Source organism: Enterobacter sp. SLBN-59, assembly GCF_024807915.1.
GTDB lineage: Bacteria > Pseudomonadota > Gammaproteobacteria > Enterobacterales > Enterobacteriaceae > Enterobacter > Enterobacter asburiae_B.
The window spans coordinates 3,455,943-3,477,908 of record NZ_JANUFI010000001.1 but is presented as its reverse complement, the minus strand read 5'-3'; the positions used below and the strand labels follow the sequence as shown (position 1 = coordinate 3,477,908).

The following is a 21,966-nucleotide window of genomic DNA, read 5'->3' as shown; positions in this document are numbered from 1 at the left end:
GTCACGAGATATGAAGATTATCATTCTGGGTGCAGGACAGGTGGGCGGAACGCTGGCGGAAAACCTGGTTGGCGAAAACAATGACATCACAATTGTTGATACCAACGGCGATCGTCTGCGTGTCTTACAGGACAAGTTTGACCTGCGCGTGGTGCAGGGTCATGGTTCGCACCCACGCGTTCTTCGTGAGGCGGGCGCCGACGATGCCGACATGCTGGTTGCGGTAACCAGTTCGGACGAAACCAATATGGTGGCCTGTCAGGTGGCCTACTCGCTTTTCAACACGCCAAACCGAATTGCGCGCATTCGCTCTCCGGACTATGTTCGCGATGCTGAAAAACTGTTTAATTCCGAAGCGGTCCCCATTGACCACCTCATCGCGCCAGAACAGCTGGTTATCGACAATATCTATCGCCTGATCGAATATCCGGGCGCCCTGCAGGTAGTGAACTTTGCCGAGGGCAAAGTGAGCCTGGCAGTAGTTAAGGCCTATTACGGCGGACCATTGATCGGCAATGCGCTTTCCACCATGCGCGAGCACATGCCGCATATCGATACGCGCGTCGCAGCCATTTTCCGTCACGACAGGCCAATTCGCCCGCAAGGCTCCACGATTGTCGAAGCCGGTGATGAGGTCTTCTTTATTGCGGCCTCACAGCATATTCGTGCGGTGATGAGTGAACTTCAGCGTCTCGAAAAACCCTATAAGCGCATTATGCTGGTCGGCGGCGGCAATATCGGTGCCGGCCTGGCACATCGGCTGGAAAAAGATTACAGCGTGAAGTTGATCGAGCGCGATCAACAGCGTGCTGCTGAACTAGCGGAAAAACTGCAAAATACGATCGTATTTTATGGTGATGCGTCGGATCAGGAGTTGCTGGCTGAAGAGCATATTGATCAGGTTGATCTCTTTATTGCCGTCACCAACGACGACGAGGCGAATATAATGTCCGCCATGCTCGCGAAGCGCATGGGGGCTAAAAAAGTCATGGTGCTTATCCAGCGTAAGGCGTATGTCGATCTGGTTCAGGGCAGCGTTATTGATATTGCCATTTCCCCTCAGCAGGCGACAATTTCCGCTCTCCTGAGCCATGTTCGTAAAGCGGATATTGTCGGTGTGTCATCGCTTCGCCGTGGCGTAGCGGAAGCTATTGAAGCCGTGGCTCATGGAGATGAAACGACGTCGCGCGTCGTCGGCCGTTCGATCGACGAAATTAAACTGCCGCCAGGCACGATTATCGGCGCCGTTGTGCGCGGGAATGATGTCATGATTGCCAATGATAATTTACGAATTGAGCAAGGCGATCACGTTATTATGTTCCTTACCGATAAAAAGTTTATTACCGACGTCGAACGTTTATTCCAGCCAAGTCCATTCTTCCTTTAAAGAATTGGGTGCTCGAGTAAGAGCACCCTTACTTTATCCTTCTCATTTCTGTGCCTTTTATTTTTCATAATGTTTAATTATCCCGAATGGCAATTGGCTAATCATTTGTTAAACTTAAACTCGTCAGCTGGCACAAGGAGAGAACAATGAGTTTTATTAAAGAATTTCGCGAATTTGCGATGCGCGGGAACGTGGTAGATTTGGCAGTGGGTGTCATTATTGGTGCGGCATTCGGCAAGATTGTTTCATCATTAGTGGCCGACATTATCATGCCACCTTTAGGGTTGTTAATCGGCGGCATTGATTTCAAACAGTTCGCTTTCACGCTGCGTGAAGCGCAGGGTGATGTTCCGGCAGTAGTGATGCACTACGGCGTATTTATTCAGAACGTATTTGATTTTGTGATTGTCGCGTTTGCCATATTTATGGCCATCAAGCTGATCAACAGGCTCAACCGTAAAAAAGAAGAGCCGGCTGCAGCACCTGCGCCAACGAAAGAAGAAGTGCTGTTGAGTGAGATCCGCGATCTGTTAAAAGAGCAAAATAACCGCGTCTAATCAACAGATAAAAGCAGGAAGGCCAGTGGTAAATAAGCGATTCGCTTGCTTGCCACTGGCCTCCCAGTTACCCCGTTTTTCATGTTTGTCTTTACGCAGATAACTTCCTTTCCCTTTTTTATTCTTCTCAACGCGCTGCCTGAATAACGGGTCGTGAAGTAACGCCTCAATGGCATTGTCCTTAATTTGTCCTTTCGTGTGCTGATAGCGGCTCATAATGTCTCCAGAGCAGGGTTTATGACGAAGCGAGTCTAGACCCGGTTGAACTAAAAATCAACAGCCCTGCGTTTCTCCACTCGCTCCCTGTTCAAGAGCTTCGAGGATTGAACAATAAATGCTGCTGTGTGCCGTACCGCAGCAGGCATCATTCAGCCTTTGCAGAGAGCGCTGCATGGTTTGCAGTTCCTGTATACGCGCTTCAACTTCATCCAGCCGGGCCTGCACGATGCTTTTAGATTCCTGGCAGGTGTGATGTTCCGGATCGATGCGGATCGATAATAATTCGCGGATCGAATCCAGTGTAAAACCGAGCTGACGCGCATAACGAATAAACCGCAGGCGCTGCAGATCGTTATCGGTATAAAGGCGAAAGCCCCCTTCAGTCCGAACTTCATGATCGATCATCTGCTGCTTTTCGTAATATCGGATGGTATCCGGCGTGACGTTCGCAAGCTTCGCAAGTTCACCGATACGGTACATAACTACTCCTCGTTTATTTTCTGCATCAATCTTTCACCGTATTCACCGCGCAGAAAATCAGTGTTCATACCAGCCTGGCGCAGCTTGAGTTCAAGCAGGGCGAGGCGGCGGCTAAGTTCAGAATGTCGTGGATCGTCATAGCGGATCCCTTTGAGAAGATCGGCCAGTTCAACAGCCTCTCTGCGCTGTTCGAGCTCCGGGGGGAGACAGCCCGCATTTTTCAGTAAACGGTAACCAGCCCGTAGTTCAGGCGCGATGTGCGAGTCATCGTCAAGCGCAAGGCGTTCGCCGCTCCCCGGGAGATCGTCGAATTCACCTTTTTTTTGGGCATCGCGAATATGGCGTTCTGCCCACTGGTCGAGCAACCACATTACCAGCTCCAGGAGATGAACAGAATTGATACAGACATTGTAGAGAAGTGGGGATATCGCGGATATAAAAAAACCCGCCGGAGCGGGTTTTTTTTACGTTACTGCAGATTACTCTGCAGCAGCTTCTGCTTTCTCTGAACGATCAACCAGCTCGATGTAAGCCATCGGCGCGTTGTCGCCTGCACGGAAACCACACTTCAGAATGCGAGTGTAACCACCGGCACGGCTCGCGAAACGCGGGCCCAGTTCGTTAAACAGTTTTGCCACGATCTCGTTATCACGAGTACGGGCGAATGCCAGACGACGATTAGCAACGCTGTCAGTCTTGGCAAGAGTAATCAGCGGCTCAACTACGCGACGCAGCTCTTTCGCTTTAGGCAGGGTCGTCTTGATGATCTCATGACGAACCAGTGAACCTGCCATGTTGCGGAACATAGCCTGGCGATGGCTGCTGTTGCGGTTCAGTTGACGACCACTCTTACGATGGCGCATGACCTTATCCTTCTCAGTAAAACCTTAACCTGTGATCCGGTTACTCGTCAGCAATGCTTGCTGGTGGCCAGTTTTCCAGGCGCATGCCCAGAGACAGACCACGTGAAGCCAGCACGTCTTTAATCTCGGTAAGAGATTTTTTACCCAGGTTCGGCGTTTTCAGCAACTCAACCTCGGTACGCTGTACCAGATCACCGATATAGTGGATAGCTTCTGCCTTGAGGCAGTTAGCAGAGCGGACAGTCAATTCGAGATCGTCAACAGGGCGCAGCAGGATCGGATCGAATTCTGGTTTCTCTTCTTTCACTTCCGGCTGACGTACATCACGTAAGTCAACGAAAGCTTCCAGTTGTTCTGCCAGGATGGTCGCCGCACGACGAATCGCCTCTTCAGGATCGATTGTGCCGTTGGTTTCCATTTCGATGACCAGCTTGTCCAGGTCGGTACGCTGTTCTACACGCGCTGCTTCAACATTGTAGGCAATACGCTCTACAGGGCTATAGCATGCGTCGACCAGCAGACGGCCGATTGGGCGCTCATCTTCTTCCGAATGAATTCGGGCAGAAGCCGGCACATAACCACGACCGCGCTGAACTTTGATACGCATGCTAATAGCTGCGTTCTCATCGGTCAGGTGGCAGATCACGTGCTGCGGCTTGACGATTTCAACATCACCGTCGTGGGTGATGTCGGCTGCAGTCACAGGGCCAATGCCAGATTTATTCAGAGTAAGAATAACTTCATCTTTACCCTGAACTCTCACCGCCAGCCCTTTCAGGTTGAGCAGGATTTCAAGGATATCTTCCTGAACGCCTTCTTTGGTGCTGTACTCATGAAGTACACCATCAATCTCAACCTCGGTCACCGCGCAACCCGGCATCGATGAGAGCAGAATACGGCGCAGTGCGTTACCCAGAGTATGGCCAAAGCCACGCTCTAAAGGCTCAAGGGTCACCTTGGCGTGCGTCGAACTCACTTGCTCGATATCTACCAGGCGCGGTTTTAGAAACTCTGTCACAGAACCCTGCATTGTGTCCTCTCTTTGGTACTAAGCTTTACTTGGAGTAAAGCTCGACGATCAGGTGTTCGTTAATGTCCGCAGACAGATCAGAACGTTCTGGCTGACGCTTGAACGTACCTTCCATCTTGCCAGCATCAACTTCCAGCCAGGTTGGCTTTTCACGCTGCTCAGCCAGCTCCAGAGCGGCCTTCACGCGAGATTGCTTTTTCGCTTTCTCACGAATGCTAACAACGTCATTCGCTTTAACCTGATAAGAAGCGATGTTAACAACACGACCGTTTACCATGATTGCTTTGTGGCTAACCAGCTGACGTGATTCAGCACGAGTAGCGCCGAAGCCCATACGGTATACAACGTTGTCCAGACGACCTTCCAGCAGAGCCAGCAGGTTTTCACCTGTGTTGCCTTTCAGACGTGCTGCTTCTTTATAGTAGTTACGGAACTGACGCTCCAGCACACCGTACATACGGCGAACTTTTTGCTTTTCACGCAACTGCACACCATAGTCAGACAGACGCGGTTTACGCGCACCGTGCTGGCCAGGAGCTTGTTCAATTTTACACTTGGTATCGATCGCGCGAACGCCAGACTTAAGGAATAAGTCGGTGCCCTCACGACGGCTCAGCTTGAGCTTAGGACCCAAATATCTTGCCATTTTCTATCTCCAACTAACCTAAAAAACGGAGCGTTATACGCGACGTTTTTTCGGCGGACGACAACCGTTATGAGGGATCGGAGTCACATCAGTAATATTCGTGATGCGGAAACCAGCGGCGTTCAGAGCGCGAACAGTAGATTCACGACCCGGACCCGGACCTTTAACCATAACTTCCAGATTCTTGATGCCGTATTCTTTTACGGCTTCTGCGCAACGCTCTGCTGCAACCTGAGCTGCGAACGGAGTGGATTTGCGAGAACCACGGAAACCGGAACCACCGGCTGTTGCCCAACCCAATGCGTTACCCTGACGATCAGTAATAGTAACGATGGTGTTGTTGAAAGAAGCATGGATATGAGCCACGCCGTCAGAGACTTGTTTTCTTACACGTTTACGTGCACGAACTGGTGCCTTTGCCATTATTCAATCACCCCGATTATTTCTTGATCGGTTTGCGCGGACCCTTACGGGTACGTGCGTTGGTCTTAGTACGCTGACCGCGCACTGGCAGACCACGACGATGACGCAAACCGCGATAGCAACCAAGATCCATCAGGCGCTTGATGCTCATGCTGATTTCACGGCGCAGATCACCTTCAACGACAAATTTGGCAACTTCGTCACGCAGCGTGTCGATTTGTTCTTCAGACAGCTCACTGATCTTAACATCTTCAGCGATACCCGCTGCAGCCAGAATGGCTTTAGAACGGGTCTTGCCGACGCCGTAGATCGAAGTTAATGCGATCACAGCATGTTTCTGATCAGGAATGTTAATGCCTGCTATACGGGCCACTATGCACTCCTACTATTTAATATGTACGCACCATGCTGAAAAGCCCGTTTTCAGGATACTCAAATGGAAACGTACAGACATACAAAAGATTGGCTGGCTAATCTAGCCAGCTCAACCCAACTTTGCAAGAAAAATATGCGAAATAATCAGCCTTGGCGCTGTTTATGCTTCGGCTCGGCACTGCAAATCACACGGATGACACCATCACGCTTAACGATTTTGCAGTTACGGCATAATTTCTTGACGGAAGCACGAACTTTCATTTTTACTCTCCGTAACTTCTCAGGCGACCATTTAGCGGCCGTAGCCTTTCAGGTTCGCCTTCTTCAATGCAGACTCGTACTGACTGGACATCATCAGAGTTTGCACTTGAGCCATAAAGTCCATAATCACGACAACAACGATAAGCAGTGAGGTCCCACCGAAGTAGAACGGTACTTTCATTGCATCACGCATGAACTCCGGGATCAGGCAGATAAAAGTAATATAAAGCGCACCAACCAAAGTCAGGCGAGTCATTACTTTATCGATATACTTCGCCGTTTGCTCTCCCGGACGAATTCCTGGTACAAATGCACCGGACTTCTTCAGGTTATCTGCTGTTTCACGCGGGTTGAAGACCAACGCCGTGTAGAAGAAACAGAAGAAGATGATCGCAGACGCATAGAGTAACACATAAAGTGGTTGCCCAGGCTGCAAATACAGCGAAATTGTTGTCAGCCAGTTCCAACCAGTACCGCCCCCGAACCATGACGCGATGGTCGCCGGGAACAGAATAATACTGGAAGCGAAGATAGCCGGGATAACCCCCGCCATGTTCACTTTCAGCGGTAAATGTGTGCTCTGTGCAGCATAGACACGACGACCTTGCTGACGTTTAGCGTAGTTCACCACAATGCGGCGTTGACCACGTTCAACGAAGACAACAAAGAACGTCACTGCAAATACTAATACTGCAACCAACAGCAACAGGAGGAAGTGCAGGTCGCCTTGACGCGCTTGCTCGATAGTATGGGCGATGGCTGGCGGGAGGCCCGCGACAATACCGGCGAAGATAATGATAGAGATACCGTTACCGATACCACGCTCAGTAATCTGTTCGCCGAGCCACATCAGGAACATAGTCCCTGTGACCAGACTTACAACAGCGGTGAAGTAGAATGCAAAGCCCGGGTTTAACACCAGGCCCTGCATACCAGGCATATTCGGCAGACCGGTAGCAATACCGATCGACTGGAATATTGCCAGCACCAGAGTACCGTAACGGGTGTACTGACTAATCTTACGACGTCCAGACTCCCCTTCTTTCTTCAACTCTGCCAGGGCCGGATGAACGACCGTCAGCAGCTGGATAATAATAGATGCCGAAATGTACGGCATAATACCCAATGCAAAGATAGAAGCACGGCTGAGAGCACCACCAGAGAACATGTTGAACATTTCAATGATGGTGCCTCGCTGTTGCTCAAGCAGTTTGGCAAGTACAGCGGCATCGATACCAGGGATCGGAATAAAAGAGCCAATACGGAACACAATCAGCGCGCCGATAACAAACAGCAGTCTGCGTTTCAGCTCGCCAAATCCACCTTTGGCACTTTGAAAATCTAATCCCGGTTGCTTAGCCATCTGCTACTTATTCCTCAATTTTACCGCCAGCAGCTTCGATAGCAGCACGAGCACCTTTAGTAACACGCAGGCCACGAACAGTTACCGGAGTAGAAACTTCACCAGCCAGGATCACTTTCGCGAACTCGATCTGGATACCGATAATGTTTGCTGCTTTCAGCGTGTTCAGGTCTACAACGCCGCCTTCAACTTTCGCCAGGTCAGACAGACGGATTTCCGCTGTGATCGCTGCTTTGCGAGAGGTGAAGCCGAACTTCGGCAGACGACGGTACAGTGGCATCTGGCCACCCTCGAAACCGCGACGTACGCCACCGCCAGAACGAGAGTTCTGACCTTTGTGACCACGACCACCGGTTTTGCCGAGGCCAGAACCGATACCACGACCCAGGCGTTTACCCGCCTTTTTAGAGCCTTCGGCCGGAGACAGAGTATTTAAACGCATCTCTTACTCCTCAACTTTAACCATGAAGTAAACCGCGTTGACCATACCACGAACAGCAGGAGTATCCTCGCGCTCAACGGTATGACCAATACGACGCAGACCCAGGCCAAGCAGCGTTGCCTTGTGTTTCGGCAGACGACCGATTGCACTGCGGGTTTGAGTGATTTTAATAGTCTTTGCCATGGTCAATTACCCCAGAATTTCTTCAACGGATTTACCACGCTTGGCAGCGACCATTTCTGGAGAATTCATATTTTCCAGGCCATCAATAGTTGCACGAACCACGTTGATCGGGTTGGTGGAACCATATGCTTTGGCCAGAACGTTATGAACCCCAGCAACTTCCAGAACGGCGCGCATTGCACCACCGGCGATGATACCGGTACCTTCTGAAGCTGGCTGCATGAATACACGAGAACCCGTGTGAACACCTTTAACTGGGTGTTGCAGGGTACCGTTGTTCAGCGCGACGTTAATCATATTGCGACGGGCTTTTTCCATCGCTTTCTGGATCGCTGCTGGAACTTCACGCGCTTTACCGTAACCAAAACCAACGCGACCGTTACCATCGCCTACTACAGTCAGAGCTGTGAAGGAGAAAATACGACCACCTTTAACGGTTTTAGATACGCGGTTTACCGCGATCAGCTTTTCCTGCAGTTCGCCAGCCTGTTTTTCGATGTGAGCCATCTTACACCTCTACCTTAGAACTGAAGGCCAGCTTCACGGGCAGCATCTGCCAGTGCCTGGACACGACCATGATATTGGAACCCGGAACGGTCAAAGGAAACATTGCTGATGCCTTTTTCCAGAGCGCGTTCAGCAACAGCTTTACCTACAGCTGCAGCGGCGTCTTTGTTACCGGTGTACTTCAATTGTTCTGAGATAGCTTTTTCTACAGTAGAAGCAGCTACCAGAACTTCAGAACCGTTCGGTGCAATTACCTGTGCGTAGATATGACGCGGGGTACGATGTACCACCAGGCGAGTTGCACCCAGCTCTTTGAGCTTGCGGCGTGCGCGGGTCGCACGACGGATACGAGCAGATTTCTTATCCATAGTGTTACCTTACTTCTTCTTAGCCTCTTTGGTACGCACGACTTCGTCGGCGTAACGAACACCCTTGCCTTTATAAGGCTCAGGACGACGGTAGGCGCGCAGATCTGCTGCAACCTGACCGATCAGCTGTTTATCAGCGCCTTTCAGCACGATTTCAGTTTGAGTCGGACATTCTGCAGTGATACCGGCCGGCAGCGGATGCTCAACAGGGTGTGAGAAGCCCAGAGACAGGCCTACTGCATTCCCTTTGATAGCTGCACGATAACCTACACCAACCAGCTGAAGCTTTTTAGTGAAGCCTTCGGTAACACCAACAACCATTGAGTTCAGCAGGGCACGCGCGGTACCAGCCTGAGCCCATCCATCCACGAAACCATCACGTGGACCGAAGGTCAGAGCGTTATCTGCATGTTTAACTTCAACAGCTTTGTTGAGGGTACGAGTCAGCTCGCCGTTTTTACCTTTGATCGTAATAACCTGACCGTCGATTTTTACATCAACGCCGGCAGGAATAACGACCGGTGCTTTAGCAACACGAGACATTCTTTCCTCCGATTAGGCTACGTAGCAGATAATTTCGCCACCAAGACCAGCCTGGCGCGCTGCACGATCAGTCATAACACCTTTAGAGGTAGAAACAACTGCGATACCAAGACCAGCCATAACTTTTGGCAGCTCATCTTTTTTCTTATAGATGCGCAGGCCTGGGCGGCTGACACGCTGAATGCTTTCTACAACAGCTTTACCCTGGAAATACTTAAGAGTAAGTTCCAGTTCCGGCTTGGTGTCGCCTTCAACTTTAAAATCTTCGATAAAACCTTCTTCCTTCAGCACGTTGGCAATTGCCACTTTCAGCTTGGCGGAAGGCATGGTGACCGCAACTTTGTTCGCGGCCTGACCGTTACGGATACGGGTCAGCATATCCGCGATCGGATCTTGCATGCTCATCTGTCTTTACTCCCGTGATTCAATTGGTAATTACCAGCTAGCCTTTTTCAAGCCTGGCACTTCACCGCGCATGGCGGCTTCACGCAGTTTGATACGGCTCAACCCAAACTTGCCCACATAACCATGTGGACGACCTGTTTGACGACAGCGGTTACGCTGACGAGACGGGCTGGAATCACGCGGCAGAGACTGCAGCTTGAGAACCGCATTCCAACGATCTTCGTCGGAAGCGTTCACATCAGAAATGATCGCTTTCAGTTCAGCGCGTTTAGCGAAGAATTTATCAGCTAAAGCTACGCGCTTTACTTCGCGTGCTTTCATTGATTGCTTAGCCATTCAGTAACCCTACCTTACTTGCGGAACGGGAAGTCAAAGGCAGCCAGCAGAGCACGGCCTTCTTCGTCAGATTTCGCAGTAGTGGTAATGGTAATATCCAAACCACGCACGCGGTCGACTTTATCGTAGTCGATTTCTGGGAAGATGATCTGCTCACGGACACCCATGCTGTAGTTACCACGACCGTCGAAAGACTTAGCGGACAAGCCACGGAAGTCACGGATACGTGGAACAGCAATAGTGATCAGGCGCTCAAAGAACTCCCACATGCGTTCGCCACGCAGAGTTACTTTACAGCCGATCGGATAGCCCTGACGGATTTTGAAGCCTGCAACAGATTTGCGTGCTTTGGTGATCAGCGGTTTTTGACCGGAGATTGCTGTCAGGTCAGCTGCTGCGTTATCCAGCAGTTTCTTGTCAGCGATCGCTTCACCAACACCCATGTTCAGGGTGATCTTCTCGACCCGAGGGACTTGCATGACAGAATTGTAGTTAAACTCAGTCATGAGTTTGTTAACTACTTCGTCTTTGTAGTAATCATGCAGTTTCGCCATCGTACTACTCCAAATTACTTGATAGTTTCGCTGTTAGACTTGAAGAAACGGACTTTTTTGCCGTCTTCGAATCTAAAGCCTACACGGTCAGCCTTGCCGGTAGCCGCATTGAAGATTGCAACGTTAGAAACCTGAATAGCAGCTTCTTTTTCAACGATGCCACCTGGTTGGTTCAGGGCCGGAACCGGCTTCTGATGTTTCTTAACCAGGTTGATACCTTCAACGACAAGTTTGCCGGAAGACAGAACATTTTTTACTTTACCGCGTTTACCTTTATCTTTACCGGTTAACACGATAACTTCGTCATCACGACGGATTTTCGCTGCCATGATTCGCTCCTTAGAGTACTTCTGGTGCCAGAGAGATAATTTTCATGAACTTCTCAGTACGAAGTTCACGAGTTACCGGCCCAAAGATACGCGTGCCGATAGGCTGCTCGCTGTTATTGTTTAAAATAACGCATGCATTACCATCGAAGCGAATGACAGAACCGTCAGGGCGACGAACACCCTTCTTGGTGCGCACCACTACCGCCTTCAGCACATCACCTTTTTTGACCTTACCACGTGGAATTGCTTCCTTGATGGTGATCTTGATGATGTCGCCTACGCCTGCGTAGCGACGGTGCGAGCCACCCAGAACCTTGATACACATTACGCGACGTGCACCGGAGTTGTCGGCGACGTTCAGCATAGTCTGTTCTTGGATCATTTTAGTGCTCCGCTAATGTCAACTACTACCTGAGACTCTAAAATCAGAGCCGTTAAAAAGCCCCATATCGAGGGCGCGGCATTATAACACCGCTTCTGCAATATGGGTAGAAAAAATAAACGGCTCATCGCTGAGCCGTTTATTCGTATTGAGAAGGCGTACTGTATTACAGAACCGCTTTCTCTACAACGCGAACCAGCGTCCAGGACTTAGTCTTGGACAGTGGACGGCATTCACGGATTTCAACCTTGTCGCCGATACCACATTCGTTGTTCTCGTCATGTACGTGCAGTTTGGTCGTACGCTTGATGAATTTACCGTAGATCGGGTGTTTCACAATACGTTCGATAGCTACAACAATGGATTTCTCCATTTTGTCGCTAACAACACGACCTTGCAGAGTACGGATTTTATCGGTCATTACGCACCCGCCTTCTGAGTCAGTAAAGTCTTAACGCGTGCAACATTGCGACGCACTTGCTTCAGCAGGTGAGTCTGTTGCAGCTGGCCACTTGCAGCCTGCATACGCAGGTTGAACTGCTCACGCAGCAGGTTCAGCAGCTCAGCGTTCAGCTCTTCAACGCTTTTTTCACGCAGCTCTTTTGCTTTCATTACATCACCGTCTTAGTTACAAAGGTGGTTTTGATAGGCAGTTTCGCTGCTGCCAGGCCGAAGGCTTCACGGGCCAGCTCTTCCGGAACACCGTCCATTTCATAAAGGACTTTGCCCGGTTGGATCAAGGCAACCCAGTACTCCACGTTACCTTTACCTTTACCCATACGAACTTCCAGTGGCTTCTCGGTGATCGGTTTGTCCGGGAATACACGGATCCAGATCTTACCTTGACGCTTAACTGCACGGGTCATTGCACGACGTGCTGCTTCGATCTGACGTGCAGTCAGACGACCACGGCCAACAGCTTTCAGACCGAAAGTGCCGAAGCTAACATCCGTACCCTGCGCCAGACCACGGTTGCGGCCTTTGTGCACTTTACGGAATTTTGTACGCTTTGGTTGTAACATCAGCGACGCTCCTTATTTACGGCCTTTACGCTGCTGCTTTTTAGGTTGAGCAGCCGGTTTTTCCGGTTGTTCAACAGCAGCCATACCACCCAGGATCTCACCTTTGAAGATCCATACCTTAACGCCGATTACACCGTAAGTGGTGTGCGCTTCAGAGGTGTTGTAGTCGATGTCAGCACGCAGAGTGTGCAGCGGTACGCGACCTTCACGGTACCATTCGGTACGTGCGATTTCCGCGCCGCCCAGACGGCCGCTAACTTCAACTTTAATACCTTTAGCGCCCAGACGCATTGCGTTCTGTACAGCACGCTTCATAGCACGACGGAACATAACACGACGTTCCAGCTGTGAAGTGATGCTGTCAGCAACCAATTTAGCGTCCAGTTCAGGCTTACGAACTTCAGCGATATTGATCTGTGCAGGAACGCCAGCGATATCCGCTACGACCTTGCGCAGTTTTTCTACGTCTTCGCCTTTCTTACCGATAACGATGCCAGGACGAGCAGTGTGAATAGTCACACGGATGCTCTTCGCTGGACGCTCGATAACGATACGAGATACAGACGCTTTAGCCAGTTCCTTAGTCAGGTACTGACGTACTTTAAAATCGCTGTCCAGGTTGTCAGCGAATTCTTTGGTGTTCGCAAACCAGGTAGAGTTCCATGGTTTTACAATACCCAGGCGAATACCATTAGGATGTACTTTCTGACCCATTGCTAGTCTCCAGAGTCTCAGCGATCGGACACAACCACAGTAATGTGGCTGGTGCGCTTCAGGATGCGATCTGCACGACCTTTCGCACGCGGCATAATGCGCTTCATGCTTGGGCCTTCATCTACGAAAATTTTCGCGACTTTCAGATCGTCGATGTCAGCGCCATCGTTGTGTTCAGCGTTAGCAATGGCAGATTCCAGTACTTTCTTGACCAATACCGCAGCTTTCTTGTTGGTATAGGTCAGGATGTCCAGGGCCTGCGACACTTTCTTACCGCGAATCAGGTCAGCAACAAGGCGAACCTTCTGAGCAGAAGAACGAGCATGGCGATGTTGAGCTAAAGTTTCCATCTCTTCCTCCTACCTTATTTCTTCTTCGCTTTTTTATCAGCAGCGTGGCCGCGATAAGTACGAGTCGGTGCGAATTCACCCAGTTTGTGACCAACCATTTCGTCGGTAACAAAGACTGGAACGTGCTGACGACCATTATGGACAGCGATGGTCAAACCGATCATGTTAGGAAAGATCGTTGAACGACGGGACCAAGTGCGCAGGGGCTTCTTGTCTCCGCTTTCCACCGCTTTCTCTACCTTCTTCAGCAAGTGCAGGTCAATAAAAGGACCTTTCTTGAGAGAACGTGGCATGGCTTATCCTCTAAAATTATTTGCTACGGCGACGTACGATAAATTTATCAGTACGCTTGTTGCTGCGGGTCTTCTTACCTTTGGTCTGAACGCCCCACGGAGTTACCGGGTGCTTACCAAAGTTACGACCTTCACCACCACCATGTGGGTGGTCGACTGGGTTCATCGCAGTACCGCGAACGGTAGGACGAACACCACGCCAGCGTGCAGCACCTGCTTTACCCAGAACGCGCAGCATATGCTCAGCATTGCCAACTTCGCCCAGAGTAGCGCGGCAGTCTGCTTCGACTTTACGCATTTCACCAGAACGCAGGCGCAGGGTGACATAAGCACCATCACGAGCAACGATCTGAACGTAAGTACCAGCGGAACGTGCCAGCTGACCGCCTTTACCTGGTTTCATTTCTACGTTATGAACGGTAGAACCAACCGGGATATTGCGCATCGGCAGGGTGTTGCCTGCTTTGATTGCAGCATCAACGCCAGACTGAATCTGGTCGCCAGCTTTCAGGCCTTTAGGGGCCAGGATGTAACGGCGTTCGCCGTCTTTGTACAGAACCAGCGCGATGTTCGCGGAACGGTTCGGATCGTACTCAAGACGTTCAACAACTGCTGGGATACCGTCTTTGTTGCGTTTGAAGTCAACAATACGATAAGCCTGCTTGTGGCCACCACCGATGTGACGAGTGGTGATACGGCCATTGTTGTTACGACCACCGGATTTGCTGTTTTTTTCCAGCAACGGAGCAAAAGGTTTGCCCTTGTGCAGCTCAGGGTTAACCACTTTAACTACGTGGCGACGACCCGGAGATGTCGGTTTACATTTAACAACTGCCATTGTATTACTCCTCCGACTTACTCAGCGCCGCCAACGAAGTCCAGATTCTGGCCTTCTTTCAGGGTGACGTAAGCTTTTTTCCAGTCGCTACGACGACCGATACGCTGTCCGTGACGTTTAACTTTCCCTTTAACTACCAGGGTGTTAACGACTTCGACTTCGACTTCAAACAGTTTCTGCACAGCAGCTTTGATCTCTGCTTTGGTCGCGTCTTTAGCAACTTTGAGAACGATGGTGTTTGTTTTTTCCATCGCAGTAGACGCTTTTTCAGAAACGTGCGGTGCGCGAAGCACCTTCAGCAGACGTTCTTCACGAATCATGCCAGCATCTCCTCAACTTGCTTAACAGCATCAGCAGTCATTACGACTTTGTCGAAGGCGATCAGGCTAACCGGGTCGATACCAGTCGCATCGCGTACGTCAACCTTGTGCAGGTTACGTGCGGCCAGGAACAGGTTCTCGTCCAGCTCACCGGTGATGATCAGCACATCTTCCAGAGCCATGTCTTTCAGTTTCTGTGCCAGCAGCTTAGTTTTAGGCGCTTCAACAGAGAACTTCTCGACAACGATCAGACGATCCTGACGTACCAGTTCGGACAGGATGCTTTTCAGCGCGCCGCGGTACATCTTTTTGTTAACTTTTTGACTGTGGTCCTGTGGACGCGCAGCGAAGGTCACGCCACCTGAACGCCAGATCGGGCTCTTGATAGAACCTGAACGCGCACGGCCGGTACCTTTCTGGCGCCATGGCTTTTTGCCAGAACCAGTTACTTCAGCACGAGTCTTCTGAGCACGAGTACCCTGACGAGCACCAGCTGCATAAGCAACAACAACCTGGTGAACCAGCGCTTCGTTGAAATCACGACCGAAGGTAGTTTCGGAAACAGTCAGCGCGCTCTGCGCGTCTTTCAATACTAATTCCATTGCTATCCCCTTACGCCTTCACAGCTGGTTTAACGATCAGGTCGCTACCGGTTGCACCCGGAACTGCACCTTTAACCAGCAGCAGGTTGCGCTCAGCGTCAACACGTACTACGTCCAGGCTCTGAACGGTCACACGTTCGTTACCCAGCTGACCTGCCATTTTCTTGCCTTTGAACACTTTGCCCGGAGTCTGGTTCTGACCGATAGAACCCGGAACGCGGTGAGACAAGGAGTTACCGTGGGTAGCGTCCTGGGTACGGAAGTTCCAGCGCTTAACGGTACCAGCAAAACCTTTACCTTTAGAGGTACCGGTTACGTCAACTTTTTTAACGTCAGCAAACAGCTCAACGCTAATGTCCTGACCTACGGTGAACTCTTCGCCTTCAGCAAGACGGAATTCCCACAGACCACGGCCAGCTTCTACGCCAGCTTTAGCGAAGTGACCCGCTTCTGGTTTGGTTACACGGTTAGCTTTTTTAGCACCAGTGGTCACCTGAACAGCGCGGTAGCCATCGTTAGCCAGATCTTTAACCTGGGTAACGCGGTTTGCTTCAACTTCGATTACGGTTACTGGGATTGAAACGCCATCTTCAGTGAAGATGCGGGTCATGCCCACTTTTTTACCGACTAAACCAATCATTGTATCAACCTCTCAATCGCTCGATGACCTGATTAACCCAGGCTGATCTGCACGTCTACACCGGCAGCCAGATCCAGACGCATCAGAGCATCAACGGTTTTCTCAGTTGGCTCAACGATGTCAACCAGACGCTTGTGAGTGCGGATTTCGTACTGATCACGCGCGTCTTTGTTGACGTGCGGAGAGATCAGAACGGTGAAGCGCTCTTTGCGGGTCGGCAGCGGGATCGGACCACGGACTTGCGCACCAGTGCGCTTAGCAGTCTCGACGATTTCCGCGGTTGATTGATCGATCAGACGATGATCAAACGCTTTAAGGCGGATACGGATTCTTTGGTTCTGCATGAGACCAGAGCTCCAATTATTTTATAAACGAAAATGATTACTCCTCAAACCCATTACGATTGATGGGAGAGTGTAACCGTTCTTACGTAGCTCCCCAATTGGGAGCATTGTTGAGTAACAAAATGAGCTACTCTGGTTCTGATTGAACCCGCCGTCAATTACGACAAGCCCGCGCATTATACGTAAATCTGGACAAGACGCAAGTGCCGTTTAGAAATTAAGCGCCATAGGCGCAGTATGCGTAAGGGCGCGCAACTTTTTATGCAATGTATCCCTTCTCAATGCTTTGTCTCGAGCCCCTACGCAAGTGTCGTTTTTATAGATTGCCGACCAGGTCGATTATAGCGAGGATGCGCTCAAACCCTTTTGAGGCCTTTTCCATGTTAACCACCCTCCCCTTTTTGCTGGTCTATTTTTCGCTGACTGCCTTTCTCGTCCGTGCAGATATTCGCTACGGACTGCTTCCTGATAAATTTCTCTGCCCGTTGCTATGGGCGGGCCTGCTCTTTCAGCTCTGCGTCCAACCTGATTTTCTGCCAAGTGCAGTGGTGGGAGCGATGGCTGGATATGTCGGCTTTGCCGTTATTTACTGGGGATATCGGTTTATCTGCCGGCGTGAAGGGATGGGATACGGCGATGTAAAATACCTGGCGGCGCTTGGTGCGTGGCATGGCTGGTGCATGCTGCCTACGCTGGCGTTACTCGCTGCGCTTATGGCGCTACTTAGCATTCTTGTGTTTTCGTTACTCACCGGCGATAAGGGAGCATTAAAAAACCCACTGCCTTTTGGGCCATTTCTGGCAGCAGCGGGTTTATGCGTAGGCTGGAAGACGGTGGTTACTCTTCCACTTTAATCTGCGACTGAAGGTAGTTCTGCAGACCGATTTTAGCAATCAGATCCAGCTCCGTTTCCAGCCAGTCAATATGGCCTTCTTCATCGGCCAGGATCTGGATCATCATATCGCGACTAACGTAGTCATGTACGCTGTCGGCATAAGCAATGGCTTCACGGAGATCTTTGGCGCCTTCAAGTTCCAGCCTGAGGTCGGAACGCAGCATCTCTTCGACATCTTCTCCGATGCCCAGCTTTCCGAGATCCTGCAGGTTTGGAATACCTTCAAGGAATAAAATACGCTCGATATATTTATCAGCGTGCTTCATTTCATCGATCGATTCATGGTACTCAACGTCGTTCAGACGTTTAAGCCCCCAGTTTTTGAACATTCTCGCGTGAAGAAAGTACTGGTTAATTGCGACAAGCTCATTTCCCAATAATTTATTGAGATAACTTATGATTTTAACATCACCTTTCATTATATAGTCCCTCCGCTTCCACTCATTGAAGCGTAGATCGGGCTACAGGGATGTCAAAAAAAAGATGGGCGCTTACGCGATCTCTTTGTATTCCGGGATCTGCATCAATTCGTCCTGCATGATCTCTCGCGCAGCACGTACACATTTACCGCATTGATTTCCCACCGGAACAAATTTGCGTAGTTGCTGAAATGACTGAGGCTGAAACTGACGAACGGCCTGACGTATTTTCTTGTCGCTTACACCATTACATAAACAAACGTACATAGAGACTCCCGTTCAAATTATGCGCAAAGTGTAAGTGAGAATGGTTATGATTACAATAGCACAAACGCCACAATACGGGGCGGGAGCAGGCAAAAAATGCGAAATTTTGTGACAGTAACTGAGCGGCAGAAAACAAAAAAGGACGCCGAAGCGTCCTTTTTTTATTCGGGGATAATTAATTAGCCCAGAACTTTAGCAACAACGCCCGCGCCAACGGTACGGCCGCCTTCACGGATTGCGAAACGCAGACCGTCGTCCATCGCGATTGGGTGGATCAGAGTCACAACCATCTTGATGTTGTCGCCTGGCATTACCATCTCAACGCCTTCTGGCAGTTCGATGGTACCGGTCACGTCAGTTGTACGGAAGTAGAACTGTGGACGGTAGCCTTTGAAGAACGGAGTATGACGGCCGCCTTCGTCTTTGGACAGGATGTACACTTCAGATTCGAACTTGGTGTGTGGCTTGATTGAGCCTGGCTTCGCCAGAACCTGACCACGTTCGATTTCTTCACGTTTGATACCACGCAGCAGAACACCAACGTTCTCACCAGCACGGCCTTCGTCCAGCAGTTTGCGGAACATTTCAACGCCAGTACAGGTAGACTTAGCAGTCTCTTTGATACCAACGATTTCAACTTCTTCACCAACTTTGATGATACCGCGCTCTACACGACCGGTAACAACGGTACCACGACCGGAGATGGAGAATACGTCTTCGATTGGCAGCAGGAACGGCTTGTCAATCGCACGCTCTGGTTCTGGGATGTAAGAATCCAGGAAGCCAGCCAGTTCGATGATTTTAGCTTCCCACTCAGCTTCGCCTTCCAGCGCTTTCAGAGCAGAACCACGAACGATTGGAGTATCGTCGCCTGGGAAATCGTACTGAGACAGCAGTTCACGAACTTCCATCTCTACCAGTTCCAGCAGCTCTTCGTCATCAACCATGTCGCATTTGTTCAGGAACACGATGATGAAAGGAACGCCTACCTGACGACCCAGCAGGATGTGCTCACGAGTCTGAGGCATTGGGCCGTCAGTCGCAGCAACAACCAGGATCGCGCCGTCCATCTGCGCAGCACCGGTGATCATGTTTTTAACATAGTCGGCGTGGCCTGGGCAGTCTACGTGTGCGTAGTGGCGAGTCGGGGTGTCATATTCAACGTGGGAAGTGTTGATGGTGATACCACGAGCTTTTTCTTCTGGTGCGTTATCGATCTGGTCGAATGCACGAGCAGAACCACCGTAGGTTTTAGCCAGAACGGTAGTGATTGCAGCAGTCAGGGTAGTTTTACCATGGTCAACGTGGCCGATAGTACCAACGTTGACGTGCGGTTTTGTACGTTCAAATTTTTCTTTAGACACGGCTATATTCCTTACTATAGTGCTCTCCCCTGTGGAGAGAGCACGGGACTTAGGTTTTAATCCTGTGGATTACTTACCACGGGCTTCAATAACGGCCTGAGCAACGTTGTTAGGCGCATCATCATACTTCAGGAATTCCATGGTGTATGATGCACGACCTTTGGTCAGAGAACGCAGCTGAGTTGCATATCCGAACATTTCAGACAGCGGAACTTCAGCGTGGATCTTAACGCCAGTTACTTCGGATTCCTGACCACGCAGCATACCGCGACGACGGCTCAAGTCACCGATAACGTCACCGGTGTTCTCTTCAGGAGTTTCTACTTCAACCTTCATGATTGGCTCAAGCAGAACTGGTTTTGCTTTCTTAAAGCCTTCTTTAAAGGCAATAGACGCAGCCAGTTTAAACGCCAGTTCAGAGGAGTCAACGTCGTGGTAAGAACCGAAGTGCAGACGAACACCCATGTCAACAACCGGATAGCCAGCCAGAGGGCCTGCTTTCAGCTGTTCCTGGATGCCTTTATCAACGGCTGGGATGTATTCGCCAGGAATTACACCACCTTTGATGTCGTTGATGAACTCGTAACCTTTCGGGTTAGAGCCCGGCTCCAGTGGGTACATGTCGATCACAACGTGACCGTACTGACCGCGACCACCAGACTGCTTAGCGTGTTTACCTTCAACATCGGTAACTTTCGCGCGAATCGCTTCGCGGTAAGCAACCTGAGGTTTACCCACGTTCGCTTCAACGTTGAATTCACGCTTCATACGGTCAACGATGATGTCCAGGTGCAGTTCACCCATACCAGCGATGATGGTCTGGTTAGATTCTTCATCAGTCCATACGCGGAATGATGGGTCTTCTTTCGCCAGACGGCCCAGAGCCAGACCCATTTTTTCCTGGTCAGCTTTGGTTTTTGGTTCAACTGCGATGGAGATTACCGGCTCAGGGAATTCCATACGCTCCAGAATGATCGGGTGATCCGGGTCACACAGGGTGTCACCAGTGGTCACGTCTTTCAGACCGATAGCTGCAGCGATGTCGCCCGCACGAACTTCTTTGATCTCTTCACGTTTGTTAGCGTGCATCTGTACGATACGGCCAAAACGTTCACGCGCCGCTTTCACGGAGTTCAGGATGGTGTCACCGGAGTTAACCACACCAGAGTAAACGCGGAAGAAGGTCAGGTTACCCACGAATGGGTCGGTAGCAATTTTGAACGCCAGTGCAGAGAATGGCTCTTCGTCGCTTGCGTGACGCTCAGCCGGAGTATCTTTACCGTCGTCCAGGATGCCGTTGATCGCAGGAACGTCAACCGGGGATGGCAGGTAGTCAACTACCGCATCCAGCATCGCCTGAACACCTTTGTTCTTGAACGCAGAACCACAGGTTACCAGGATGATTTCGTTGTTCAGAACGCGCTGACGCAGAGCTTTTTTGATCTCTTCTTCAGTCAGTTCTTCACCACCCAGGTATTTCTCCATCAGCTCTTCAGAAGCTTCAGCAGCGGATTCGATCAGGTTCTGGTGCCATTCGTCAGCCAGGTCCTGCATTGCAGCTGGGATATCTTCGTATTCGAAGGTAACGCCCTGGTCTGCATCGTTCCAGTTGATGGCTTTCATTTTCACCAGGTCGATAACGCCGGTGAAGCCTTCTTCAGCACCAATTGCCAGCTGCAGCGGAACAGGGTTCGCGCCCAGACGGGTTTTGATCTGGCCAACAACTTTCAGGAAGTTAGCACCCATACGGTCCATTTTGTTAACGAACGCGATGCGTGGAACTTTATATTTGTTCGCCTGACGCCATACGGTTTCAGACTGTGGCTGAACACCACCAACTGCGCAATAAACCATTACCGCGCCGTCAAGAACACGCATGGAACGTTCTACTTCGATGGTGAAGTCAACGTGGCCCGGGGTGTCGATGATGTTTACGCGATGCGGTTCGTACTGCTTAGCCATACCTGACCAGAATGCAGTAGTCGCTGCGGAGGTGATAGTGATACCACGCTCCTGCTCCTGTTCCATCCAGTCCATGGTGGCTGCGCCGTCATGAACTTCACCGATTTTGTGGTTTACACCGGTGTAGAACAGAATACGTTCGGTAGTAGTGGTTTTACCGGCGTCGATGTGCGCACTGATACCGATGTTACGGTAGCGTGCGATGGGTGTTGTACGAGCCATTTGATTCCTCGTTTATATCTTTAGGCGTTCAGTTAAGTTACCCAGAGCGGGCGGCTTCTCT

Annotated in this window: 38 protein-coding genes; 3 read left to right on the top strand and 35 right to left on the bottom strand. The window is 50.5% G+C overall.

From position 1 onward, the window contains the following. The first annotated feature begins 10 nt into the window (after nt 1-10). Both trkA and mscL read left to right on the top strand, forming a co-directional pair. A complete protein-coding gene (trkA, locus tag M2422_RS16585; protein ID WP_008503482.1) occupies nt 11-1,387 on the top strand; it encodes a Trk system potassium transporter TrkA in 1,377 nt (458 codons plus the stop codon). 146 nt (nt 1,388-1,533) lie between these two features. Beyond that, complete coding sequence (mscL, locus tag M2422_RS16580; RefSeq protein WP_023309449.1) at nt 1,534-1,944, top strand: large-conductance mechanosensitive channel protein MscL; 411 nt, start codon at nt 1,534-1,536, stop codon at nt 1,942-1,944. Here the strand turns inward: mscL and M2422_RS16575 are convergent, their stop codons facing one another. The 31 genes from M2422_RS16575 to rpsJ form a co-directional block, all read right to left on the bottom strand. After that, nucleotides 1,945-2,160 carry an alternative ribosome-rescue factor A gene (locus M2422_RS16575; protein ID WP_023333665.1) on the bottom strand — a complete coding sequence of 72 codons (216 nt, stop codon included), beginning with the start codon at nt 2,158-2,160 and terminating at the stop codon, nt 1,945-1,947. It lies immediately after the preceding gene. A gap of 57 nt (nt 2,161-2,217) precedes the next feature. After that, complete coding sequence (gene zntR / locus M2422_RS16570; protein WP_029740638.1) at nt 2,218-2,643, bottom strand: Zn(2+)-responsive transcriptional regulator; 426 nt, start codon at nt 2,641-2,643, stop codon at nt 2,218-2,220. 2 nt (nt 2,644-2,645) lie between these two features. Continuing rightward, on the bottom strand, nt 2,646-3,014 hold the full coding sequence (locus M2422_RS16565; protein ID WP_064673112.1) for a DUF1992 domain-containing protein: 369 nt from the start codon (nt 3,012-3,014) through the stop codon (nt 2,646-2,648). 108 nt (nt 3,015-3,122) lie between these two features. Continuing rightward, nucleotides 3,123-3,506 (bottom strand): 50S ribosomal protein L17, encoded by a 384-nt coding sequence (rplQ, locus tag M2422_RS16560; RefSeq protein WP_001216368.1) that lies wholly within the window; start codon nt 3,504-3,506, stop codon nt 3,123-3,125. A 40-nt stretch (nt 3,507-3,546) separates the two neighbouring features. Continuing rightward, the gene (locus M2422_RS16555) at nt 3,547-4,536 is read right to left on the bottom strand and encodes a DNA-directed RNA polymerase subunit alpha (protein ID WP_002919219.1); all 990 of its coding nucleotides are present in this window, start codon (nt 4,534-4,536) and stop codon (nt 3,547-3,549) included. A gap of 25 nt (nt 4,537-4,561) precedes the next feature. Continuing rightward, complete coding sequence (gene rpsD / locus M2422_RS16550; protein ID WP_004868345.1) at nt 4,562-5,182, bottom strand: 30S ribosomal protein S4; 621 nt, start codon at nt 5,180-5,182, stop codon at nt 4,562-4,564. A 33-nt stretch (nt 5,183-5,215) separates the two neighbouring features. Further along, nucleotides 5,216-5,605, bottom strand: coding sequence for a 30S ribosomal protein S11 (gene rpsK / locus M2422_RS16545; RefSeq protein ID WP_003863312.1), 390 nt, complete (start codon nt 5,603-5,605; stop codon nt 5,216-5,218). 16 nt (nt 5,606-5,621) lie between these two features. Then, entirely contained in the window at nt 5,622-5,978 is a 357-nt protein-coding gene (rpsM, locus tag M2422_RS16540; RefSeq protein ID WP_003863308.1) for a 30S ribosomal protein S13, read from the bottom strand. A gap of 146 nt (nt 5,979-6,124) precedes the next feature. Beyond that, nucleotides 6,125-6,241, bottom strand: coding sequence for a 50S ribosomal protein L36 (gene rpmJ / locus M2422_RS16535; protein ID WP_000868187.1), 117 nt, complete (start codon nt 6,239-6,241; stop codon nt 6,125-6,127). Nucleotides 6,242-6,272: 31 nt separating this feature from the next. Then, nucleotides 6,273-7,604: a preprotein translocase subunit SecY gene (secY, locus tag M2422_RS16530; protein WP_003863305.1), complete on the bottom strand. Its 1,332-nt coding sequence runs from the start codon at nt 7,602-7,604 to the stop codon at nt 6,273-6,275. A 7-nt stretch (nt 7,605-7,611) separates the two neighbouring features. Continuing rightward, on the bottom strand, nt 7,612-8,046 hold the full coding sequence (rplO, locus tag M2422_RS16525) for a 50S ribosomal protein L15 (protein WP_003863304.1): 435 nt from the start codon (nt 8,044-8,046) through the stop codon (nt 7,612-7,614). 3 nt (nt 8,047-8,049) lie between these two features. Continuing rightward, nucleotides 8,050-8,229 carry a 50S ribosomal protein L30 gene (gene rpmD / locus M2422_RS16520; RefSeq protein WP_003863301.1) on the bottom strand — a complete coding sequence of 60 codons (180 nt, stop codon included), beginning with the start codon at nt 8,227-8,229 and terminating at the stop codon, nt 8,050-8,052. Between the two features lie 6 nt (nt 8,230-8,235). After that, entirely contained in the window at nt 8,236-8,736 is a 501-nt protein-coding gene (rpsE, locus tag M2422_RS16515; RefSeq protein WP_003863299.1) for a 30S ribosomal protein S5, read from the bottom strand. 14 nt (nt 8,737-8,750) lie between these two features. Further along, complete coding sequence (rplR, locus tag M2422_RS16510; protein ID WP_003863297.1) at nt 8,751-9,104, bottom strand: 50S ribosomal protein L18; 354 nt, start codon at nt 9,102-9,104, stop codon at nt 8,751-8,753. A 9-nt stretch (nt 9,105-9,113) separates the two neighbouring features. Beyond that, nucleotides 9,114-9,647, bottom strand: coding sequence for a 50S ribosomal protein L6 (gene rplF / locus M2422_RS16505; protein WP_003863296.1), 534 nt, complete (start codon nt 9,645-9,647; stop codon nt 9,114-9,116). A 12-nt stretch (nt 9,648-9,659) separates the two neighbouring features. After that, on the bottom strand, nt 9,660-10,052 hold the full coding sequence (gene rpsH / locus M2422_RS16500; RefSeq protein ID WP_006178918.1) for a 30S ribosomal protein S8: 393 nt from the start codon (nt 10,050-10,052) through the stop codon (nt 9,660-9,662). Nucleotides 10,053-10,082: 30 nt separating this feature from the next. Then, on the bottom strand, nt 10,083-10,388 hold the full coding sequence (gene rpsN / locus M2422_RS16495) for a 30S ribosomal protein S14 (protein ID WP_003863291.1): 306 nt from the start codon (nt 10,386-10,388) through the stop codon (nt 10,083-10,085). A gap of 14 nt (nt 10,389-10,402) precedes the next feature. Beyond that, nucleotides 10,403-10,942: a 50S ribosomal protein L5 gene (gene rplE / locus M2422_RS16490; protein WP_001096206.1), complete on the bottom strand. Its 540-nt coding sequence runs from the start codon at nt 10,940-10,942 to the stop codon at nt 10,403-10,405. A gap of 14 nt (nt 10,943-10,956) precedes the next feature. Then, nucleotides 10,957-11,271, bottom strand: a complete 315-nt coding sequence (rplX, locus tag M2422_RS16485) for a 50S ribosomal protein L24 (RefSeq protein ID WP_003863287.1) — start codon at nt 11,269-11,271, stop codon at nt 10,957-10,959. Nucleotides 11,272-11,281: 10 nt separating this feature from the next. Beyond that, nucleotides 11,282-11,653 (bottom strand): 50S ribosomal protein L14, encoded by a 372-nt coding sequence (gene rplN / locus M2422_RS16480; protein WP_002919748.1) that lies wholly within the window; start codon nt 11,651-11,653, stop codon nt 11,282-11,284. Nucleotides 11,654-11,819: 166 nt separating this feature from the next. Continuing rightward, on the bottom strand, nt 11,820-12,074 hold the full coding sequence (rpsQ, locus tag M2422_RS16475; protein ID WP_008503489.1) for a 30S ribosomal protein S17: 255 nt from the start codon (nt 12,072-12,074) through the stop codon (nt 11,820-11,822). Continuing rightward, nucleotides 12,074-12,265, bottom strand: a complete 192-nt coding sequence (gene rpmC, locus M2422_RS16470; RefSeq protein ID WP_003863282.1) for a 50S ribosomal protein L29 — start codon at nt 12,263-12,265, stop codon at nt 12,074-12,076. The genes rpsQ and rpmC overlap by 1 nt, the downstream gene beginning before the upstream one ends. After that, a complete protein-coding gene (gene rplP / locus M2422_RS16465) occupies nt 12,265-12,675 on the bottom strand; it encodes a 50S ribosomal protein L16 (protein ID WP_002919759.1) in 411 nt (136 codons plus the stop codon). Before rplP ends, rpmC begins: the two co-directional genes overlap by 1 nt. A gap of 12 nt (nt 12,676-12,687) precedes the next feature. Then, complete coding sequence (gene rpsC / locus M2422_RS16460; RefSeq protein ID WP_000529945.1) at nt 12,688-13,389, bottom strand: 30S ribosomal protein S3; 702 nt, start codon at nt 13,387-13,389, stop codon at nt 12,688-12,690. Between the two features lie 17 nt (nt 13,390-13,406). After that, on the bottom strand, nt 13,407-13,739 hold the full coding sequence (gene rplV, locus M2422_RS16455) for a 50S ribosomal protein L22 (protein WP_002919773.1): 333 nt from the start codon (nt 13,737-13,739) through the stop codon (nt 13,407-13,409). A gap of 14 nt (nt 13,740-13,753) precedes the next feature. Next, the gene (gene rpsS, locus M2422_RS16450) at nt 13,754-14,032 is read right to left on the bottom strand and encodes a 30S ribosomal protein S19 (protein ID WP_001138117.1); all 279 of its coding nucleotides are present in this window, start codon (nt 14,030-14,032) and stop codon (nt 13,754-13,756) included. A gap of 16 nt (nt 14,033-14,048) precedes the next feature. Further along, complete coding sequence (gene rplB / locus M2422_RS16445) at nt 14,049-14,870, bottom strand: 50S ribosomal protein L2 (protein WP_000301859.1); 822 nt, start codon at nt 14,868-14,870, stop codon at nt 14,049-14,051. A 17-nt stretch (nt 14,871-14,887) separates the two neighbouring features. Beyond that, nucleotides 14,888-15,190, bottom strand: coding sequence for a 50S ribosomal protein L23 (gene rplW / locus M2422_RS16440; protein WP_000617546.1), 303 nt, complete (start codon nt 15,188-15,190; stop codon nt 14,888-14,890). Continuing rightward, nucleotides 15,187-15,792: a 50S ribosomal protein L4 gene (rplD, locus tag M2422_RS16435; RefSeq protein ID WP_000424395.1), complete on the bottom strand. Its 606-nt coding sequence runs from the start codon at nt 15,790-15,792 to the stop codon at nt 15,187-15,189. The genes rplW and rplD overlap by 4 nt, the downstream gene beginning before the upstream one ends. 10 nt (nt 15,793-15,802) lie before the next feature. Next, nucleotides 15,803-16,432: a 50S ribosomal protein L3 gene (gene rplC / locus M2422_RS16430; RefSeq protein WP_006178923.1), complete on the bottom strand. Its 630-nt coding sequence runs from the start codon at nt 16,430-16,432 to the stop codon at nt 15,803-15,805. Between the two features lie 32 nt (nt 16,433-16,464). Continuing rightward, nucleotides 16,465-16,776, bottom strand: a complete 312-nt coding sequence (gene rpsJ / locus M2422_RS16425) for a 30S ribosomal protein S10 (protein ID WP_001181005.1) — start codon at nt 16,774-16,776, stop codon at nt 16,465-16,467. A gap of 380 nt (nt 16,777-17,156) precedes the next feature. On the opposite strand from rpsJ, the gene M2422_RS16420 reads away from it, so the two are divergent. Next, nucleotides 17,157-17,630: an A24 family peptidase gene (locus M2422_RS16420; RefSeq protein ID WP_064673113.1), complete on the top strand. Its 474-nt coding sequence runs from the start codon at nt 17,157-17,159 to the stop codon at nt 17,628-17,630. On the opposite strand, the gene bfr is transcribed toward M2422_RS16420, so the two are convergent. From bfr to fusA, 4 genes are all read right to left on the bottom strand, one after another. Then, complete coding sequence (gene bfr, locus M2422_RS16415) at nt 17,614-18,090, bottom strand: bacterioferritin (protein ID WP_008503492.1); 477 nt, start codon at nt 18,088-18,090, stop codon at nt 17,614-17,616. The genes M2422_RS16420 and bfr overlap by 17 nt on opposite strands. Before the next feature lie 72 nt (nt 18,091-18,162). Beyond that, on the bottom strand, nt 18,163-18,357 hold the full coding sequence (bfd, locus tag M2422_RS16410; protein WP_008503493.1) for a bacterioferritin-associated ferredoxin: 195 nt from the start codon (nt 18,355-18,357) through the stop codon (nt 18,163-18,165). 179 nt (nt 18,358-18,536) lie between these two features. Beyond that, the gene (tuf, locus tag M2422_RS16405; protein WP_014068448.1) at nt 18,537-19,721 is read right to left on the bottom strand and encodes an elongation factor Tu; all 1,185 of its coding nucleotides are present in this window, start codon (nt 19,719-19,721) and stop codon (nt 18,537-18,539) included. A 69-nt stretch (nt 19,722-19,790) separates the two neighbouring features. Beyond that, nucleotides 19,791-21,905 carry an elongation factor G gene (fusA, locus tag M2422_RS16400; RefSeq protein WP_033146789.1) on the bottom strand — a complete coding sequence of 705 codons (2,115 nt, stop codon included), beginning with the start codon at nt 21,903-21,905 and terminating at the stop codon, nt 19,791-19,793. Nucleotides 21,906-21,966: the final 61 nt, after the last annotated feature.

What these genes read in the sequence shown, in the direction of transcription:
- rplE (WP_001096206.1), bottom strand. Translation starts at nt 10,942, where the DNA reads ATGGCGAAACTGCATGATTACTACAAAGACGAAGTAGTTAACAAACTC.
- rplX (WP_003863287.1), bottom strand. Translation starts at nt 11,271, where the DNA reads ATGGCAGCGAAAATCCGTCGTGATGACGAAGTTATCGTGTTAACCGGT.
- rplF (WP_003863296.1), bottom strand. Translation starts at nt 9,647, where the DNA reads ATGTCTCGTGTTGCTAAAGCACCGGTCGTTATTCCTGCCGGCGTTGAT.
- rpsJ (WP_001181005.1), bottom strand. Translation starts at nt 16,776, where the DNA reads ATGCAGAACCAAAGAATCCGTATCCGCCTTAAAGCGTTTGATCATCGT.
- rpsC (WP_000529945.1), bottom strand. Translation starts at nt 13,389, where the DNA reads ATGGGTCAGAAAGTACATCCTAATGGTATTCGCCTGGGTATTGTAAAA.
- rplB (WP_000301859.1), bottom strand. Translation starts at nt 14,870, where the DNA reads ATGGCAGTTGTTAAATGTAAACCGACATCTCCGGGTCGTCGCCACGTA.
- rpsH (WP_006178918.1), bottom strand. Translation starts at nt 10,052, where the DNA reads ATGAGCATGCAAGATCCGATCGCGGATATGCTGACCCGTATCCGTAAC.
- zntR (WP_029740638.1), bottom strand. Translation starts at nt 2,643, where the DNA reads ATGTACCGTATCGGTGAACTTGCGAAGCTTGCGAACGTCACGCCGGAT.
- rpsQ (WP_008503489.1), bottom strand. Translation starts at nt 12,074, where the DNA reads ATGACCGATAAAATCCGTACTCTGCAAGGTCGTGTTGTTAGCGACAAA.
- rpsE (WP_003863299.1), bottom strand. Translation starts at nt 8,736, where the DNA reads ATGGCTCACATCGAAAAACAGGCTGGCGAACTGCAGGAAAAGCTGATC.
- M2422_RS16565 (WP_064673112.1), bottom strand. Translation starts at nt 3,014, where the DNA reads ATGTGGTTGCTCGACCAGTGGGCAGAACGCCATATTCGCGATGCCCAA.
- rplO (WP_003863304.1), bottom strand. Translation starts at nt 8,046, where the DNA reads ATGCGTTTAAATACTCTGTCTCCGGCCGAAGGCTCTAAAAAGGCGGGT.
- rplW (WP_000617546.1), bottom strand. Translation starts at nt 15,190, where the DNA reads ATGATTCGTGAAGAACGTCTGCTGAAGGTGCTTCGCGCACCGCACGTT.
- secY (WP_003863305.1), bottom strand. Translation starts at nt 7,604, where the DNA reads ATGGCTAAGCAACCGGGATTAGATTTTCAAAGTGCCAAAGGTGGATTT.
- fusA (WP_033146789.1), bottom strand. Translation starts at nt 21,905, where the DNA reads ATGGCTCGTACAACACCCATCGCACGCTACCGTAACATCGGTATCAGT.
- rpsD (WP_004868345.1), bottom strand. Translation starts at nt 5,182, where the DNA reads ATGGCAAGATATTTGGGTCCTAAGCTCAAGCTGAGCCGTCGTGAGGGC.
- rpsS (WP_001138117.1), bottom strand. Translation starts at nt 14,032, where the DNA reads ATGCCACGTTCTCTCAAGAAAGGTCCTTTTATTGACCTGCACTTGCTG.
- rplV (WP_002919773.1), bottom strand. Translation starts at nt 13,739, where the DNA reads ATGGAAACTTTAGCTCAACATCGCCATGCTCGTTCTTCTGCTCAGAAG.
- mscL (WP_023309449.1), top strand. Translation starts at nt 1,534, where the DNA reads ATGAGTTTTATTAAAGAATTTCGCGAATTTGCGATGCGCGGGAACGTG.
- M2422_RS16575 (WP_023333665.1), bottom strand. Translation starts at nt 2,160, where the DNA reads ATGAGCCGCTATCAGCACACGAAAGGACAAATTAAGGACAATGCCATT.
- rplD (WP_000424395.1), bottom strand. Translation starts at nt 15,792, where the DNA reads ATGGAATTAGTATTGAAAGACGCGCAGAGCGCGCTGACTGTTTCCGAA.
- trkA (WP_008503482.1), top strand. Translation starts at nt 11, where the DNA reads ATGAAGATTATCATTCTGGGTGCAGGACAGGTGGGCGGAACGCTGGCG.
- rpsK (WP_003863312.1), bottom strand. Translation starts at nt 5,605, where the DNA reads ATGGCAAAGGCACCAGTTCGTGCACGTAAACGTGTAAGAAAACAAGTC.
- rpmC (WP_003863282.1), bottom strand. Translation starts at nt 12,265, where the DNA reads ATGAAAGCAAAAGAGCTGCGTGAAAAAAGCGTTGAAGAGCTGAACGCT.
- bfd (WP_008503493.1), bottom strand. Translation starts at nt 18,357, where the DNA reads ATGTACGTTTGTTTATGTAATGGTGTAAGCGACAAGAAAATACGTCAG.
- rpmJ (WP_000868187.1), bottom strand. Translation starts at nt 6,241, where the DNA reads ATGAAAGTTCGTGCTTCCGTCAAGAAATTATGCCGTAACTGCAAAATC.
- rplP (WP_002919759.1), bottom strand. Translation starts at nt 12,675, where the DNA reads ATGTTACAACCAAAGCGTACAAAATTCCGTAAAGTGCACAAAGGCCGC.
- rplR (WP_003863297.1), bottom strand. Translation starts at nt 9,104, where the DNA reads ATGGATAAGAAATCTGCTCGTATCCGTCGTGCGACCCGCGCACGCCGC.
- rplC (WP_006178923.1), bottom strand. Translation starts at nt 16,432, where the DNA reads ATGATTGGTTTAGTCGGTAAAAAAGTGGGCATGACCCGCATCTTCACT.
- M2422_RS16420 (WP_064673113.1), top strand. Translation starts at nt 17,157, where the DNA reads ATGTTAACCACCCTCCCCTTTTTGCTGGTCTATTTTTCGCTGACTGCC.
- M2422_RS16555 (WP_002919219.1), bottom strand. Translation starts at nt 4,536, where the DNA reads ATGCAGGGTTCTGTGACAGAGTTTCTAAAACCGCGCCTGGTAGATATC.
- rpmD (WP_003863301.1), bottom strand. Translation starts at nt 8,229, where the DNA reads ATGGCAAAGACTATTAAAATCACTCAAACCCGCAGTGCAATCGGTCGT.
- rpsN (WP_003863291.1), bottom strand. Translation starts at nt 10,388, where the DNA reads ATGGCTAAGCAATCAATGAAAGCACGCGAAGTAAAGCGCGTAGCTTTA.
- bfr (WP_008503492.1), bottom strand. Translation starts at nt 18,090, where the DNA reads ATGAAAGGTGATGTTAAAATCATAAGTTATCTCAATAAATTATTGGGA.
- rplQ (WP_001216368.1), bottom strand. Translation starts at nt 3,506, where the DNA reads ATGCGCCATCGTAAGAGTGGTCGTCAACTGAACCGCAACAGCAGCCAT.
- rplN (WP_002919748.1), bottom strand. Translation starts at nt 11,653, where the DNA reads ATGATCCAAGAACAGACTATGCTGAACGTCGCCGACAACTCCGGTGCA.